The 16,051-nt window shown below is 66.9% G+C and carries 12 protein-coding genes; 4 read left to right on the plus strand and 8 right to left on the minus strand.

Annotation, left to right across the window (positions count from 1 at the left end; translation table 11 throughout):
* Positions 1–195: 195 nt before the first annotated feature.
* From QZX93_RS01225 to QZX93_RS01250, 6 genes are all read right to left on the minus strand, one after another.
* On the minus strand, positions 196–966 hold the full coding sequence (locus tag QZX93_RS01225; protein ID WP_295388806.1) for a sulfatase-like hydrolase/transferase: 771 nt from the start codon (positions 964–966) through the stop codon (positions 196–198).
* A gap of 213 nt (positions 967–1,179) precedes the next feature.
* On the minus strand, positions 1,180–1,563 hold the full coding sequence (locus tag QZX93_RS01230) for an amidohydrolase family protein (protein ID WP_295388807.1): 384 nt from the start codon (positions 1,561–1,563) through the stop codon (positions 1,180–1,182).
* A 21-nt stretch (positions 1,564–1,584) separates the two neighbouring features.
* Positions 1,585–2,952 carry a cytochrome P450 gene (locus QZX93_RS01235; RefSeq protein WP_295388808.1) on the minus strand — a complete coding sequence of 456 codons (1,368 nt, stop codon included), beginning with the start codon at positions 2,950–2,952 and terminating at the stop codon, positions 1,585–1,587.
* Between the two features lie 365 nt (positions 2,953–3,317).
* A complete protein-coding gene (locus QZX93_RS01240) occupies positions 3,318–6,560 on the minus strand; it encodes an efflux RND transporter permease subunit (RefSeq protein ID WP_295388809.1) in 3,243 nt (1,080 codons plus the stop codon).
* Positions 6,561–6,751: 191 nt separating this feature from the next.
* Complete coding sequence (locus QZX93_RS01245) at positions 6,752–8,026, minus strand: MdtA/MuxA family multidrug efflux RND transporter periplasmic adaptor subunit (RefSeq protein ID WP_295388810.1); 1,275 nt, start codon at positions 8,024–8,026, stop codon at positions 6,752–6,754.
* A gap of 163 nt (positions 8,027–8,189) precedes the next feature.
* Positions 8,190–8,813: a Spy/CpxP family protein refolding chaperone gene (locus QZX93_RS01250; protein WP_295388811.1), complete on the minus strand. Its 624-nt coding sequence runs from the start codon at positions 8,811–8,813 to the stop codon at positions 8,190–8,192.
* A gap of 204 nt (positions 8,814–9,017) precedes the next feature.
* On the opposite strand from QZX93_RS01250, the gene QZX93_RS01255 reads away from it, so the two are divergent.
* Complete coding sequence (locus QZX93_RS01255) at positions 9,018–10,064, plus strand: cyclopropane-fatty-acyl-phospholipid synthase family protein (protein ID WP_295388812.1); 1,047 nt, start codon at positions 9,018–9,020, stop codon at positions 10,062–10,064.
* Between the two features lie 196 nt (positions 10,065–10,260).
* On the opposite strand, the gene QZX93_RS01260 is transcribed toward QZX93_RS01255, so the two are convergent.
* Together QZX93_RS01260 and QZX93_RS01265 are read right to left on the minus strand one after the other, a co-directional pair.
* Positions 10,261–12,489, minus strand: a complete 2,229-nt coding sequence (locus tag QZX93_RS01260) for a tetratricopeptide repeat protein (RefSeq protein ID WP_295388813.1) — start codon at positions 12,487–12,489, stop codon at positions 10,261–10,263.
* A gap of 103 nt (positions 12,490–12,592) precedes the next feature.
* Positions 12,593–13,117: a hypothetical protein gene (locus QZX93_RS01265; RefSeq protein ID WP_295388814.1), complete on the minus strand. Its 525-nt coding sequence runs from the start codon at positions 13,115–13,117 to the stop codon at positions 12,593–12,595.
* A 519-nt stretch (positions 13,118–13,636) separates the two neighbouring features.
* Here QZX93_RS01265 and QZX93_RS01270 point away from each other — a divergent pair.
* Genes QZX93_RS01270 through QZX93_RS01280 form a run of 3 tightly spaced genes read left to right on the plus strand, consistent with a single transcriptional unit; the run spans position 13,637 to position 16,016 of the window.
* Positions 13,637–13,924, plus strand: coding sequence for a type II toxin-antitoxin system Phd/YefM family antitoxin (locus QZX93_RS01270; RefSeq protein WP_295388815.1), 288 nt, complete (start codon positions 13,637–13,639; stop codon positions 13,922–13,924).
* Positions 13,921–14,208, plus strand: coding sequence for a type II toxin-antitoxin system RelE/ParE family toxin (locus QZX93_RS01275; RefSeq protein WP_295388816.1), 288 nt, complete (start codon positions 13,921–13,923; stop codon positions 14,206–14,208). The genes QZX93_RS01270 and QZX93_RS01275 overlap by 4 nt, the downstream gene beginning before the upstream one ends.
* A 29-nt stretch (positions 14,209–14,237) precedes the next feature.
* Entirely contained in the window at positions 14,238–16,016 is a 1,779-nt protein-coding gene (locus QZX93_RS01280; RefSeq protein ID WP_295388817.1) for a hypothetical protein, read from the plus strand.
* Positions 16,017–16,051: the final 35 nt, after the last annotated feature.

The raw sequence follows: 16,051 nt of genomic DNA on the forward strand, positions 1-16,051 counted from the left end.
GATTATGATCGACGCCGGGCCGGCGACGGCCCATCGACGCGTCGCCGCATCCGCGCGAAGCGCGGCGCGACGACCGTGTTCGCATCACCTTCGCGGTTGCCAAAAGAGCGTCAATTGCCGCTGCCTTGCGGCTTGGAAACCTCTTCCATCGCGCGGTCGAGGTTGAAACTGCCGGGTTTCTGGCGCGGGGGAAACTCACGGAAGCTTTGCAGCCACTGCCCGATATACGCAGCCGCAGGGGCGATCAAATTTGTAGGTCTTGGCGCCCACCGTCTCTCCCTCGAGCAATTTGGCCGTCACCTCCGGCTCTCCGGCAGCCGCGAGCAACGTCGGCAGCATGTCTTCGAGGTTGGCGATGTCGTTGTTGATGGTGCCGGGTTTGATGGTGCCGGGCCAGCGGATCGCAAAAGGAACGCGATAGCCGCCCTCCCAGTTGGTATTCTTTTCGCCGCGAAACATCGTGGTGCCGCCGTCAGGCCAGGAGTAGGACTCGGCCCCGTTGTCGGTGGTGTAAATGACGATGGTGTTGTCCTCGATGCCGAGCTCTTTGAGCTTGGCGAGTAACTGCCCGACCATCCCATCGTGTTCGACCATCCCGTCGGCATAGATGCCGTGGCCAGTCTTACCGGCCGAGGCGGGTTTCAAATGGGTGTTGATATGCATGCGGGTGGAGTTCCACCACAGGAAGAACGGCTTGCCGCTCTTCTGCGCTTTTTCCATCCAAGCCAGCGCCGCCGCCGTGGTTTCCTCGTCCACTGTTTCCATGCGCTTCTTGGTGAGCGGACCGGTATCCTCGATCTGTTGCGTGCCGTCGGCATTCAACCATGAGTGGATCACGCCACGCGGACCAAACTTCTTTCTGAACTCCGGGTCTTTCGGATAGTCCTCGTTTTCAGGCTCCTCCTCGGCATTCAGGTGATAGAGATTGCCGAAAAACTCATCGAATCCGTGTTGCGTGGGCATCATCTCGTCGCGGTCGCCGAGGTGGTTCTTGCCAAATTGTGCGGTGACGTATGTTAGGTTTCTTGGCGTCCGCCGCCTGTGAGGAGGTCGCCCCGATGAGCGCCAGCCCGAGGGCCAGCGCGAGCAGATGTCTGGTTCGTTTCATGTTAGTAATGCTTCTCAAAAAGTATTATTCATGTCAGAACTTGGCGACCACGTCTCCCTTGCTGGACAGCGTCAGTTCGTCGCCGGTGACCTGAAAGCCGTCAACGGACGCGAGTGCCTTCGCCAGAGCATGCCGCCCTTTTGGATGTTGCGCTCGGTGGCGCATTTTTTCAGCTCGGCGATGATGCTGGGTACGTCCTTGCCGACGCCGGACGGCGGCGCATAGAGCTTGCACTGGTTGGCGACGAGGAGCGAATTGATGTAATGGCTGTGCGCGTCGAGAAAGCCGGGCAGCAGCGCCTTGCCGCCGAGGTCCACGACCTTGGTCGCGTCACCCTTCATCTTGAGCGCGGCATCCATACTGCCCGCAAGCGCGATCTCCCCGTCCTTTACCGCGAGCGCCTCGACGTAGACAGGCGCTTTCCCCGCCATGGTGAGAATGGAGCCGTTCGACAAGCTCACCACGAACGGCTTAACTTAACGGCATTGGTAGCCAGGCGGCGTGCGCCGGTGCAATCGCAGCGGCATGCCCCCTTTGGGCCCAAGCGTGATCTGAGGCTCCAGTTCAAGTTGTTGACTCGGATGCCGGAGCTCGAATCGGTAGCGCTGCCCGATGGTCGCCAGGATCAGCGGGCCTTCGACCAGCGCGAACTGGTTCCCGATACAGATGTGCGGGCCACCCCCGAAGGGAAAATATTTGAACTTGTGCCAGCCACTCTCGGCATCCTTGGCAAAGCGCTCCGGATCGAAGCGCTCCGGGTCCTCCCAGAGGTCGGGGTGACGATGCATGGCATAGGCGCTCATCATGAGGACGCTGTTGACCGGAATCGGGTGCCCGCCGAGTTCGAGCGGCTCGGCCACGGCGCGCACGATGAAATAGGCGGGCGGGTAGAGACGTAATGCCTCCTTGAAGACCATCCGCGTATAGGGCAGGCGCTCCAGGTCATCGAATCCGGGCGCGCGCCCGCCCAAGACGGTATCGATCTCCTCATGGAAACGCGCCGCGATCTCCGGCTGGCGCGCCAGCTGATACCAAACATAGGTGAGCGTCAGGGCCGTGGTGTCGTAGCCGGCGAGATAGAGTGTGAGCACCTCGGCGCGGATCTCCTCGTCGGACATGCGCGCGCCGGTTTCGGGGTCGGTTCGATGCACCATCATGGTCAGGAGGTCGTCGCCCTCCGCGCCGCTCGCGCGACGCTGGCGGATTGCGCCCAAGACGATGCGGTTGAGGTCGTCGCAGAGCGCCCGCTGGCGGCGATGTTCCGGGGTCGGGAGCCAATCCGGGACCTGGATGAGGCGGTCGAACTGGCGCGTGGCGATAGCCTGCAAGGCCGGAACCGTGGCGGCAATCGTCTCCGCGTGGGCGGCGCTGTCGACCCTGAAGAGCGCCGCGGTGACGATGGACAGCGTGAGCCCGTCCATCTCCTGTTCCACATCGGCCTCCTGTCCGTCTTGCCAGCACTCGGTCAGGGCGCGCGCCTGGCGCACCATGATGTCGGTATAGCCGCGCACCTGCTGGAGGTGCAGGGCGGGCGCGATCATGCGGCGATGGCGCTTCCACTCCTCGCCCTCGCTGGTCAGCAGACCCACCCCCAGGGTCTTCTCAAGGATTTTGCGCACGAGTGGATCCCGCGCCAGATGCCGCTGCTGGGTTACCAGTAGGTCGCGGATCAGGTCCGGATGCGACACCAGATAGACGCGCCGGTGGCCGAGCCGGAACTTGACGATGGGCGCGAGCTGCGCGCTCTCAGCGAGGAAGGCAAGGCGATTATCGCGAAAGGCGCCCAGAACGCCGGTGAGCCAATGGCCCTTGCGCTCAAACAGTGCATAGGTCGAGGTGCTCATGGCAGCGTTTACTCCAGTGTCCAGGCCGTCTCGTCTTCAGCGCCTCGAATGGCAGTGGCTGAGGGTATTGGCGAGAACCGCCTTTTCAAGCGGTCGGTTGCTGTAGCGGTCCACAAACGTCAAAACCTCCAGCGCCCCGCCGCGCTGGACCTCACGACTGAACGGCTGGAGTCGGCACCGCCGGAGGCTGGGGGAGAGGGTCCGCGGAACCGCCATCCGGCTAACGGCCATGGCGCCCGCACCACCCCGCAAGATGAAAGTTGCGGGCGCCGGCCGGCCCCCCACCCCGCCCTCCCCCACGAGGGGGGAGAGCGCATTGGAGCGCGCTCCCGGCGCGACTTCCACGGTAAAAGACCAAGGTGGGCTCAGGTCTCGGCTGCCGCATTCAGGCCCCGCGTGGCACGCCGGGCCAGCCGGTCGAAGGCAAGATAGATCACCGGGGTGGTGAAGAGCGTCAGCACCTGGCTCAACAGCAGGCCCCCGACCATCGCCAGCCCCAGGGGCCGGCGCAGTTCGGCCCCCATCCCGGTGGCAAACATCAGGGGTAGCGCGCTCAGCAGGGCGGCAAAGGTGGTCATCAGGATCGGTCGCAGACGCAGCAGGCAGGCCTGGTAGATCGCCTCGCGCGGCGTCTTGCCCTCGCGCCGTTCGGCGTCCAGCGCGAAGTCGATCATCATGATCGCATTCTTCTTGACGATGCCGATCAGCAGCACGATACCGATGATGGCCACCACCCCCAGGTCCTGGCCGGCGAGCATGAGCGCCAACAAGGCGCCGACCCCGGCCGAGGGCAGGGTCGAGAGGATGGTGATCGGGTGGATGTAGCTCTCATAGAGCACGCCCAGCACGATATACATGGTCGCGACCGCCGCCAGCAGCAGGAACACCTGATTGCCCAGCGAGGCGCGAAAGGCCAGGGCCGCGCCCTGAAAGCCGGTCTGCACACTGGCCGGCATCCCAAGCTCCTGCTGGGCCGCCTCGATCGCCGCGACCGCATTGCCGAGCGAGGCACCGGGCGCCAGGTTGAATGAGATGGTGGCCGCCGGGAACTGGCTCAGGTGGTTGACCACCAAGGGCCCGGCCCGCTCGCTGAAACGGGCGACGACCGCCAGCGGTACCTGGACCCCGCCGCTGGTCGGCACATAAATCTGCTTGAGCGCCTCCGGCCCGATCTGGAACCGCGGCTCGACCCCCAGGACCACCCGATACTGATTGGACTGGGTGAAGATGGTGGATACCAGCCGCTGACCGAAGGCGTCATAAAGCGCATTGTCGATGGCTGCCACCGTGACGCCCAGCCGCCCGGCCGCCTCGCGGTCGATGTCGATCGAGGCCCGCAGCCCCTCGCTTTGCAGGTCGCTCGTCACCTCGGTGAGGTCGGGTAGCCGACTCAGCCGCTCCACCAGCCGGCCAACCCACAGCCGCAGTTCGGCCGCATCCGCGTCCTGGACCGAGAGCTGATACTGGGTGCGGCTCACGCGGCTCTCGATGGTCAGGTCCTGCACCGGCTGCATATACAGCGTCATGCCGGGGACCTCGGCCAGCCTGGGCTGGAGCCGGCGGATGACCGCGGATGCGCTCGGGCGCTGTGCGCGGGGCTTCAGATCGATGAGCAGCCGGCCGCTGTTGAGCGTGGTGTTGGTGCCGTCCACGCCGATGAAGGAGGATACGCCCGCGACCGCCGGGTCTTGGAGTACCGCCCGCGCCAGCGCCTGCTGGCGCTCCGCCATCGCCTGGAACGAGATCGACTGCGACGCCTCCGAGATGCCCTGGATCAGGCCGGTGTCCTGGACTGGAAAGAATCCCTTCGGGATGACGATATAGAGCACCACCGTCAGCACCAGGGTCGCGACTGCCACCACCAGGGTCGCGCCCTGATGCTCCAGCACCCACCCGAGCATCCGGGCGTAGCCGCGCAGTATGGCAGCGAAGAACCGGCCGCCGGACGGATGGTCCTGGGAGGAGGAGTTTTCACGCCAAGGCGCCAAGACGCCAAGGGCATTTGCTGTGTCATCAACGGCGGGTGATGTATCTGGCGGCTGCTTGGAGGAATCCAGGGATTGCGTTTGCTTTCTTGGCGCCTTGGCGTCTTGGCGTGAGCAATTACCGGCCCCGGGAGCGGCCGTCGGCCGCTGGCGTAACCACTTGGCGCACAGCATCGGGGTCAGGGTGAGCGAGACGACGGCCGAGATCAGGATCGCGACCGCCAGCGTAATCGCAAACTCGCGGAACAGCCGCCCCACCACCTCGCCCATGAAGAGCAGCGGGATCAGCACCGCGATCAGCGACAAGGTGAGCGAGATGATGGTGAAGCCGATCTGCTCGGCGCCCTTGAGCGCGGCCGTGAGCGGCGGGTCGCCCCGCTCGATATAGCGCGAGATGTTTTCGATCATTACGATGGCGTCGTCCACCACAAAACCGGTGGCGATGGTCAGCGCCATCAGGGTCAGATTGTTGATGCTGAACCCGGCCAGATAGATGACGCCGAAGGTGCCCACCAGCGACAGCGGCACCGCGATGCTGGGGATGAGGGTCGCCGGGATGCTGCGCAGGAACAGAAAGATCACCAGCACCACCAGGGCCACCGCGAGCATCAGCTCGAACTGCACATCGCGCACCGAGGCGCGGATGGTGAGCGTGCGGTCGGTCAGTGCCCGCACCGTCACCGTGGCCGGCAGGGTCGCTTGCAGCTCCGGGAGCAGGTCCTTGATGCGGTCGACCACCTCGATCACGTTGGCACCGGGCTGGCGGCGGATATTGACGATCACCGCGGCCGACTCATCCGCCCAGGCCGCCAATCGCTGGTTCTCCGCGCCCTCTTCCACCGTGGCCAGGGCCGAGAGACGGATCGGCGCACCGTTCTTATAGGCGACGATGAGCGGGCGATAGTCGGCGGCCGAGCCGATCTGGTCATTGGCGTCGATGGTGGAGGCACGGGTGGGTCCGTCGAAGCCGCCCTTGGGCTGATTCACATTGGCATTGCCCAGTGCCGTGCGCAGGTCCTCCAGCCCCAGCCCATAGGATGCGAGCACCCCCGGGTTCACCCGCACCCGCACCGCCGGGCGCTGACCGCCGCTCAGGCTGACCTGGCCGACCCCGGGAAGCTGGGAGATCTTCTGCGCCAGCCGGGTCTCGGCCAGGTCCTCGACCTGATACAGGGGCATCGTGTCCGAGGTCAGTGCCAGGGTCAGGATCGGGGTGTCCGCCGGATTGACCTTGCTGTAGATCGGCGGGCTCGGCAGGTCGGTGGGCAGCAGGGTGCCGGCCGCATTGATCCCCGCCTGCACCTCCTGCTCGGCCACGTCGAGGCTGAGATCGAGGACGAACTGGAGGGTGATCACCGAGGCCCCGCCGGAGCTGGTGGACGACATCTGATTGAGGCCCGGCATCTGCCCGAACTGACGCTCCAGGGGGGCGGTGACGGACGAGGTCATCACGTCCGGGCTCGCGCCTGGATAGAGCGTGACCACCTGAATGGTCGGATAATCGACCTCGGGCAGGGCCGAGAGCGGCAGCAGGTGATAGGCCAGCAGACCGGTGAGAAAGATGGCGACCATCAGCAGCGAGGTCGCCACCGGCCGCTCGATGAATGGGCGGGAGGGGTTCATCCTAAGTCCGGGAATTGCTCACGCCAAGGCGCCAAGCTCGCCAAGAAAACAGCAAGATAGGCCACGCATCCAGATCGCCTGGCGGGTGAATGGCCCAGCATTGAGAACACACTGAAAAACCTTGGCGAGCTTGGCGCCTTGGCGTGATAACTCTTTTTTCCAGGTTCATCGGTCGCGTCCGCGCACCGGGCTCAAGGCGCGGATCGGCGGTGACGGCGCTCCGGGGCCGCGGCCTGTCCCGGGGGCGCGTCGGCCGCCGGGCCGGAGGCGGGACCTTTGGCCTGGCCCGCGGCGGGGCCGTCGCGGCTGCCCAGTTCCACCTTGGCCCCCTCGCGCAGCTTATCGGTGCCGTCTACCACCACCAGCTCGCCGGGCTTGAGCCCGTCCGCCACCGCGGCCAACTCGCCCTCGGTCGGGCCGAGCTTGACCGGCCGGACGCTGACCCTTTGGTCCGCCCCGACCACATAGACAAAGGTGCCCTGCACCCCGCGCTGGACCGCCGCGGTCGGGACCAAGGTGGCGTCGTGCAGTGAGTCGATCAGCAGCCGGACATTGACAAACTGATTGGGAAACAGCGCCCCGTCCTCGTTGGCAAACTCCGCCTTGAGCCGGATGGTGCCGGTGGTGGGGTCGATCTGGTTGTCCAGGGTGACCAGTTCGCCGCTGGCGAGCTTGGTCGTCTGGTTGCGGTCGTAGACATCCACTGGGGGCCGCTCGCCCGCGCGGACCTGGCGCAGGATGGCCGAGAGGTTGTCCTCGGGCAGGGTGAAGACCGCCAGGATGGGCTGCATCTGGTTGATGACCACCAGCCCGGCCGGGTCGGTGGCATGCACGACATTGCCCGCGTCGACCTGGCGCAGGCCCAGCCGCCCGCTGAATGGCGCGGTGATCCGGCAATAGGTGAGTTGGAGCTTGGCGCTGTCGATCTGCGACTGGTCCGACTTGATCGCCCCTTCGTACTGACCGACCAGAGACTTTTGGGTATCCCATTGCTGCTTGGAGCCCGAGTCCTGCTGGTAGAGTGTGCGGTAGCGCTCCAGGTCCACCCGCGCATTCTCCAGCAGTGCCTGATCGCGCGCCAGCGCGCCCTGCGCCAGGAGCAGTTGCATTTGCGAGGGTCGGGGGTCGATCTCGGCCAGCAGGTCGCCCGCCTGGACGTATTGACCCTCCTCAAAGGCGATCCGCATCAGTTGGCCGTCCACCCGGGTGCGGATCGTCACCGTATTGCGCGGCGTGACCGTGCCGGTGCCGCTCAAGTACACCTGCAAGTCACCGCTGCGCACCGGCTGGGCGACCACCGGCACCGGCCGCTCCTTGCCACCGCCGCCCGGCCCGCCCTGGCCGCTCGCCACCTCGGCGCCGCCGGGCCAATACAGCCAGGCGAGCACCGCCGCGACGCCGGCCAGGCTGAGTGCCAACAGTGGCAGATACCGGCGCCGCGGGGCGGCCTTGGGGTCCGAACTCATTGGTCGATCACTGCCTGATGGTGCCGACGGGGGCGGCGCGCGAGCGGGTGGACAAGGTTTAAGCCGATATTATGCGGTGCTGGCGCTTGAGAAGTGTGGAAACATAGCGGCAATCGCCGTGCGCCGGTGCTTGGGGACACCGGCGCATGGCGAGCGGGTTGCGCTAGCGCCGATCGGGTCCGTCGTGCGGGCCGCCGTCATCCGGTCCATCGGTGGGGTCGCCGTCGGGTCCGCCACGCTGGCCACGCGGGCCGTCACGCTTGGGGTCGCCACCCGGGCGGCCATGCTGCTGGTCGCGCGAGCGCATGGACTGGAGCTGCTCGCGTTGCTCCGGGGTCAGGACGGCGGCGATGCGCTGCTTGACCGCGGCGCGGTCCAGGTCCGGGTTGGTCTGGCGCTCAACCAGGATCGCGCGCACCTGCGCGGTCTGCTCGGGGGTCAGGTTCAGGCGCTTGGTCAGGCGCTCCAGATGCCGAGCCATCCGCTTGTCCATCCGCGCGGCTTGCTCTGCACGCTGGGCATCGGTGAGGACCGCGTCGATCCGCTTGCGGCTATCCGCCCGCAGACGCTGGGCGGCGGCGTGCTCCTCCTCGATGATGGTCTTGATCTGGGCCTGCTGCTCCGGGGTGAGGTTGAGCCGCTCGGTGAGCTGGGCGAGGTGCTTATCGGGGCGCCCGCCGTTATCGCCGTGCGGCCCGCCCTGGTCGCAGAAGGCCGCGGTGGCGCCGGTGGCGGCGGCGATGCCGATGGCGAGTGCGAGCAGGGTCCTGGGGGTGGTGAGTCTCATGGTGTTAAGTCTCTCATTGCTGATGGGTCTGCCGATGGGGGCCGACGTGCCGGTGTACCCCCGTGGCAACGAAGACTACGCCGGGCGGATGCAGCCGGGGTGCAAGCAATGCGTAAGAAGCGGGGAAGCCGGGACTTGGCATCGTGGGCCTGGACCAACATCTTAGATGGAGAAGAGAAGCCGACGCCGCAAGGGGAATGATCCATGTTCGATTTGACCGAGACCGCCATCCGCTGGGTGGAGCAGGGGGTGGTGCCAGACGCCGTGATCCGCGGTGGCATCCGCACCTTGCTGCGCCAACGCCTGGCCACGCTGCCCACGGACGACGTGGCCGCCGCCGCCGCACACACCAGCGACTTCGTCGCCATGATGGACGCAGCCCCCATCGCCGAGGTGCCGGAGCTGGCCAATGCCCAGCACTATGAGTTGCCCCCGGAGTTCTTCGTCGCGGTCCTGGGGCCGCGGCGCAAGTACAGTTCCTGTCTGTGGTCCCCGGGGGTGGAGACCCTGGCCGAGGCGGAGGACGAGTCATTGCAGGTGACGGCGCACCGTGCCGGCATCGCCGACGGCATGGAGGTACTGGAGCTGGGCTGCGGCTGGGGCGCCTTCAGCCTCTATGTGGCCGAGCGCTACCCCGCCTGTCGCGTCACCGCCGTCTCCAACTCACACGGCCAGCGCGGTTTCATCGAGGCCGAGGCGCAGCGGCGCGGTATCGGCAACCTCAGCGTCATCACCGCGGACATGAACGCCTTTGCCGCCCCCGGGCGCTTCGACCGCATCGTGTCGATCGAGATGTTCGAGCACATGCGCAACCACCGCAGACTGTTCGCCCGGGTCCACGACTGGCTCAAGCCCCAGGGCCGGTTCCTGATGCACATCTTCTGTCACCGCGCCCACCCCTATGCCTTCGAGGATCAGGGCCCGAGCGACTGGATGAGCCACCATTTCTTCTCCGGCGGCATCATGCCGAGCGACGAGCTGCCGCTCTGGTTCCAGGACCATCTGAAAATTCTGGATCGCTGGCGCTGGGACGGCCGCCACTACGAGCGCACACTCAACACCTGGCTGGAGCAGATGGACGCCGCCCGCGCCGAGGTCTGGCCCATCTTGGATGCCACCTACGGCGCCGACCAGGCCGCCACCTGGTGGACGCGCTGGCGCCTCTTCTTCATGGCCTGCGCCGAGCTCTTCGGCTATCGCGACGGTCAGGAGTGGTGGGTCAGCCACTACCTGTTCGAGCGGCGGGGATAGGCGCAAGGGCGGGCCACTCCTGCCTCGTAGGAGCGGCCCCCAGGCCGCGACGGGTCGCCCGTGAACCTCGCGGCCAGAGCCGGTCGCGGACCACCGACCTCGCTGCCCTCGCTCATCGCCCCAGCCGCCGCCAGCCCGCCAAAACTGGAGGTCGAGGCTTCAGCCGGTGGCGCCTCCCAGGTCCGCCGACGCCGCATCACGCAGCAGGCAGCAAGGCGCGGCCGAAATATTGATAGAAGGCGTCAGCGGGGTCTTCCACCAGGTTCTCCCACATACCGCGGACCTGCGCTTGGGACGGCGCCTCCGGCCGGTGGGCGCAGTGGTTACGCAGGTCCAGCATAGCGTTCAGTGCCTTGCCACGCCGTTGACGCACCTCGGACGCGCTCCGCAATAGATGCGCACCGAAGCGATTCAACAGCAGGCGCTCGATCGGGTCCACGGTCCCGGCGCCATGGTGTAAGGCCCGCTTCAAGGTGATCGCCATGGGTCCCAACATCAGGTGGTCCCGCTTGCCGTCGAGGAACGCCGCTACCTGGGCGCCCATCCGGTCTTTACCCACGTCCGTTCCCGTGCGCCAGTCCTGGCGCAGCGGCTGGAAGACCTGCTCCACCAGGGTCCGCTCGAGCGCCAACCCGAGGTTGAGCCCGGCATACCGGGACAGCCATTCATGCTCCAGACAGTGCAGCCCGCAAGCCAGGAAACGCTGCTCCTGCGCGCCCAGCACCTGGGTCCAGACCGGATCGAGCAGCGCCTGGAGCTGGAGCCGGGCCGCCGCCAGTTCGCCGTCGCACACCGCCTGGCTCGCATCCGCCACCGCCCGGTTGAGTGCGGCGGCGATCTTCGCTTCGATGTCCTCGCGCCTGCCCGCGTCGGCGCTGGCCCAGTCCGCGGCATATTGCCTCTGGACCTCGACCCAGGCGTGGATCAGCGCCTCGCCAAAACCCTGCCAGCGGATCGGGAGCCCCTGCACCAGGTGCGATGCCATGGTTCGGCTCAACGATTTGAGGTCTTCCCAGGCCTTGGTCCGCTCCTCCGTGCGGGCCTGGTCAGTAGCCGCGGCGTTCCACTGCTTCAGGGTCGCCAGCCGCTGCGCCGCGAAGGGTTCCCAAACGGCTTTGAGTTCAGGCTCGAGCCATTTGCGCCAGTCGTTGGTCGCCGCGAGGTCAAGTCCCCGGGCCGGGTTGCCAGCGGCATCCTCGAAGAGCCCGTTCACAAATGTGACGTCGAGCAACCTCTGCAGCGTGTCGCTGCGCCGCAAGAGGGCCTCGATGTCCATGTCCGAGGACGGCGCGAAGCCCAGGTCGATCAGCTCCAGTTTCAGCATCAGGCCCGCCACCTTTGCGACTCGTTGGGCGATATCGGCGCGATCGGCAGCGACCGGCGCCTGCTGGACCAGCACCGCCGCGGCGCGCTGATAGCTCTCCACCGCCGCCGATGCCGCCTCGCGCCGCACCTGGAACTCGGCCAGGACGAGATAGCCAGCGGGGTCTGAGGGACAGGCCGCCACATAGTCGCGCAGCATCGCTTCCGCCTGGGCCGGATCGCCGCGGGTCTCCAGGTCGGCGGCCTGGAGGCGGGCGGACTCGGCGGTGCCGCCGAAATAGAGTAGGCGCCAGTCGGTCAGGCGCTGCATCATAAGCACCAGCCCCGCGATCCCCTCGGCCGCCAGCCCGGTTTCAACAAGCAGCGCCATCGCCTCGCGTAGCGCCTCCTGCGCCGCCCAATGCATTGCCGTCGAGGCCGGGGCGCTCCCCGGCTCGGCCGGGTCCAGGTGCTCGCGGATGATCTCGGCGATGAACTGCGGCTGGCGGGCGGCCAGGTAATATTTGAGGGTCAGATCGAACAGCCGCTCGCGCAGACCGCGCAGGAGATGGACCCCGGCGCGCTCCAGGTCGCGCAGGCGGCCCAGGCCCTCGTGGGCCGTATCCGCGGCGCTCATGGGGTCGCCCTGCTGCGACAGTGTGATGGCCTTGTTGCCGTAGGCCTTGGCCTCGGTATCGGCGCGTTCGAGCCAGAGTTCCTCCCCGGGTCGTGCCGTGGCCAGCCCGATCGCCTCGTCACAGGCCTCCACTGCCGCCGCCAGAGTGGCCGCGGTGCCTTGGTCCGAGAGGGCATTGCCCTTGTTCATGTGGGCCATGGCCAGGCCGTTGCGGTACTCGGCCACGCCGAGGTCGAGCTCTTGCCGCAGCCGGATCGCCTCGTCATAGGCCGCCACCGCCGCCGCCAGGGTGGCCGGGGTGCCCTGGGCCTGGAGGGCATTGCCCTTGTTCATGTGGGCCATGGCCAGGTCGTTGCGGTACTGGGCCACGCTGAGGTCGAGTCCCTGCCCCAGCCGGATCGCCTCGTCGTAGGCCCCCACCGCCGCCGCCAGGGCGGCCGGGGTGCCCTGGGTCTGGAGGGTAAGGCCCTTGTTGTAGTGGGCCATGGCTAGCAGCCTGTCGGACTTGATGGCGTAACCGATTGATTAAAAAGGAAAACGACTTTTTGGCGCAAAAGAGGAAACTCTTTGCATTCAATCGGTTGCATCACTAAGTCCGACAGCCTGCTAGGCCGTTGCGGTACTCGGCCACGCCGAGGTCGAGCTCTTGCCGCAGCCGGATCGCCTCGTCACAGGCCGCCACCGCCGCCGCCAAGGTGGCCGGGGTTCCCTGGGCCGCGAGGACAACGCCCTTGTTCATGTGGGCGTTGGCCAGGTGTTTGCGGTACTCGACCACGCCGAGGTCGAGCCCCTGGTACAGGCGTATCGCCTCGTCATAGGCCGCCACCGCCGCCGTCAGAGCGGCCGGGGTGCCCTGGGACTGAAGGGCATTGCCCTTGTTGAAGTGAGCACTGCCCAGGTCTTTGCGGTACTCGGCCACGCCGATGTCCAGCCCCTGCCATAGCCGGATCGCCTCGTCATAGGCAGCCACCGCAGCCGCCAGGGCGGCCGGGGTCCGCTGGGCCAGGAGGGCATTGCCCTTCTCGACAAGGTCCGAGCCACGTTGAGTGGGGTCCAGCGGATTGCCCCAACTACTCGCGCTCGACACCTGCCCGAGGTTATAGCTGATGTCCATGATCCGCTCACTCAAACCGCCCCCATCGCCCCATTGCAATTGCGGCAGATTCTACCCGCGCCCCCGGCGACGGGGAATCGCTCAGGCCCCGCGATAGACCCGCAATCCCAGGCACCGCTGCATGCCGTGGCGTTGATCATCGCCCCCGTCAGCGGCGGTCCGTCTACAACCGGAGGTCGAGGCTTCAGCCGGTGGCGGCCCCAGAGGTAGCGAAGGGAAATCAGCGGCGCTTGCACGCCGGACCGCCTAACAGCCGTGGCCACAAGACCAGTCACCCAGGACGATGAAGGTCCCCCGTGGGAGCGGCTTCAGCCGCGACGAGGCCGCTCTGCGGCTTGCGAGGTCGCGTCGCGGCTGAAGCCGCTCCCACCGGGCGCCAGCCTGACTTTCTCGGAAAAGCATCGGCATCCGGTGGTGGGAACGCTGATCGCGGCAGCCCCGGTCATGGCGCCACCCTTGCGCCTGCCGCCGCGTCGGTCTATGTTCGGCTGATCCGTTCTGCAAGATTGAAAACCGACGATGCAACACTTCTCCACCCAGGATGCGGCGGCGAGTTTCGGGCAGGTGCTCGATGCCGCCTGCCGCGAGCCCGTGGCCATCGAACGCAACGGGCACCCCGTGGCGGTGCTTATGTCCAAGGGGGTCTTCGATGAGTTCGAGGCACTGAAGCTGGAGCGGCTGCGCGCCGCGGTCGACCAGGGAATCGCGGCCATCGAGCGTGGCGATTACACCGAACTCGATGAGGGCGAGCTGGCCGGTTTCGCGGACCGCATCAAGACGGCGGGGCGCCGGCGCCGACCGGAATGAATTATCGGATCTCGTCGCAGGCCGCGAGTGACTTGGAGTCCATCTGGGATTTTACGGCGGATCGCTGGAATGCTGACCAGGCAGACCGGTATATCGATGCCTTGATGGCGCGCGTGTCCTGGCTGACCCGTAACCAAGCGCTCTGGCAGGACCGCCCGGATATCCGTTCCGGGATGTACGCCTACCCTGAGCAAAGCCACATGATCTTTTTCCGCGCGTCAGGTGCATGCATCGAAATCCTGCGGGTGCTGCATCGGCGCATGGATGTTAAACGCCATCTGTAAACCCGCAAAGCGTGACCGGAGCGGTTCAATTGGATCAGCAGTCAGAGTCGGACACCGGCATCTATCCCTTTTCCACACTGCTCGCGGCGGACCCGGACGCGGGCGATGCGGGCGGTTACAGCATCCTGCTGGCGGGGCTGCGCCACCGCGTTCACCTGCGCCAGGCGACCCCGCTGCCTGGGCTCTACCGGCGGCAGTTGCGTAAGTTGCGGCTGGACTGGTGCCGGGACTTCACGGACCACGGATGGAACCTGCATCCTTATCTGAACACCCCACCAGGCGATGCGTTGCCGGGGCGCTGCTTTGCGCCCGCGCATGCGCTCTGCCCGAGCGCGCATGAGGCGCTATTCGGCAAGAGCTTTCCGCGCGCGGGCGCGCCGACGACTGATGCGGACCTGGTCTATCGGCGGCTGGATGCGCGGGACCAGGGGTGCCGACACGAGGAGCCGCTGCTGCTATCGCTGGGCACCGGGGCGCATTGGCTGGGGAGCGAGTTACAGGTGGCCGTGCCGGACGGCGACGGTCCACCCGAGACCCTGGGGTTTCGGGTGGAGTGGGCGGATCTGTGGCTGTTCCCTGACAGCCACGCGCTGCACCCGCTGTGCAATGCCGTCCTGGCCTGCAAGCTGGTGCCGACGCGGGTCACGGACCTGAGCGGCGCGACCCGGTCCTATGGGGTGGGCGACCTGGCGCTGTTGAATCGCCTGCTGCGTGACCTGGACCACAGCGAGCGGGGCGGGGCCTGGTTGAACGCCGCCGGCGGTGGGCCGCAGGAGCACTTCTGGGGCGGGGTGCTGCGGCACTGGCTCGGGCTCACCATGGACGGGCCTCGGGTCGCCGCCGGGCCGGAAAACGTGCTGCGCCTGGAGTCCGGGGATGAGGTCTGGGCCGATCACCGCAGCCACTATGTGAAGGTATTGACCGTCGCGCGCATCGCCCCGCCGCCCGCCGACGGGGGCTTCTCCTGCCCGCGGGTGGAACCGCCGCTTGCGCCCGCGCGTATGGCCCGGGAGCAGGCCGCCGGCATCTGGTCCCCGGAGCAGTCGGCCTGCCTTCAGGCGCAGTCACTGGGCTATCCGGGCCTGGGCGAGGCGTTGCTCTACGAGCTAGCGAGTATCTCGCGTGAGGGTAGTGCGCTCGGGCTCAACGGGGACCCGTCCTGGCAGGCGAATCTGGAGTATCTGCGGGGGCAGTCCGGGGTGGCGATCTGGGAGCACTGGCGGGGGCTGGCGCTGCGCGATACCTGCGCCTTTCTCGCCTGGCATCCGCGGATGCCGATCCTGGGGCAGGCGGAGTCACGTTACTACCCGCTCTATCTCTGTGGACCAGCGCTCCAACGCCGGGCGTCAGCAGGCCATGCTGCTGGTGGCCTTGATCTATCCGGCGGGGTTTCTGTGGGACCTCAAGAAAGACCCGATCCTCAAGTATCTGGGGGCCTGGGATACCTGGTGGCTGGCGGCCGGGACTGGCGCACTGGTGGTCCTGGTCATCGCGCTCTATTTGGTGCTCGGGCCGCGCGTCAGCCGGTGGCTGGGGCGATTGGCGGATTGGGTGAGGCGGCGGGGATGGTAGGCCATCGGCGGGCTCGGTGCGGTGCGCCCAGCACCGGTGACACCGTGAAGACGCTGGGCAGGTATCGGTGCGGGGGCAAAGACGCTTGCGTCTGGGAGCGCCGACATTCTGTCGGCCAACCGCCGCAGGCGGTTCGCAGTTTCGAGGTTAATCCCATAGGGCGTTGTTTGCGCGATGACCCAACGGCGCTGCGCGCCGTGGCCGACAGAATGTCGGCGCTCCCAGGCGCCGCCTGACGGCGGTGGGGTGCCTGCGAATACCTCGCCAGTCT

The organism is uncultured Thiodictyon sp. (assembly GCF_903946935.1).
GTDB lineage: Bacteria > Pseudomonadota > Gammaproteobacteria > Chromatiales > Chromatiaceae > Thiodictyon.

What these genes read in the sequence shown, in the direction of transcription:
- QZX93_RS01235 (WP_295388808.1), bottom strand. Translation starts at nt 2,952, where the DNA reads ATGAGCACCTCGACCTATGCACTGTTTGAGCGCAAGGGCCATTGGCTC.
- QZX93_RS01265 (WP_295388814.1), bottom strand. Translation starts at nt 13,117, where the DNA reads ATGGACATCAGCTATAACCTCGGGCAGGTGTCGAGCGCGAGTAGTTGG.
- QZX93_RS01250 (WP_295388811.1), bottom strand. Translation starts at nt 8,813, where the DNA reads ATGAGACTCACCACCCCCAGGACCCTGCTCGCACTCGCCATCGGCATC.
- QZX93_RS01245 (WP_295388810.1), bottom strand. Translation starts at nt 8,026, where the DNA reads ATGAGTTCGGACCCCAAGGCCGCCCCGCGGCGCCGGTATCTGCCACTG.
- QZX93_RS01255 (WP_295388812.1), top strand. Translation starts at nt 9,018, where the DNA reads ATGTTCGATTTGACCGAGACCGCCATCCGCTGGGTGGAGCAGGGGGTG.
- QZX93_RS01260 (WP_295388813.1), bottom strand. Translation starts at nt 12,489, where the DNA reads ATGGCCCACTACAACAAGGGCCTTACCCTCCAGACCCAGGGCACCCCG.
- QZX93_RS01270 (WP_295388815.1), top strand. Translation starts at nt 13,637, where the DNA reads ATGCAACACTTCTCCACCCAGGATGCGGCGGCGAGTTTCGGGCAGGTG.
- QZX93_RS01225 (WP_295388806.1), bottom strand. Translation starts at nt 966, where the DNA reads ATGATGCCCACGCAACACGGATTCGATGAGTTTTTCGGCAATCTCTAT.
- QZX93_RS01240 (WP_295388809.1), bottom strand. Translation starts at nt 6,560, where the DNA reads ATGAACCCCTCCCGCCCATTCATCGAGCGGCCGGTGGCGACCTCGCTG.
- QZX93_RS01275 (WP_295388816.1), top strand. Translation starts at nt 13,921, where the DNA reads ATGAATTATCGGATCTCGTCGCAGGCCGCGAGTGACTTGGAGTCCATC.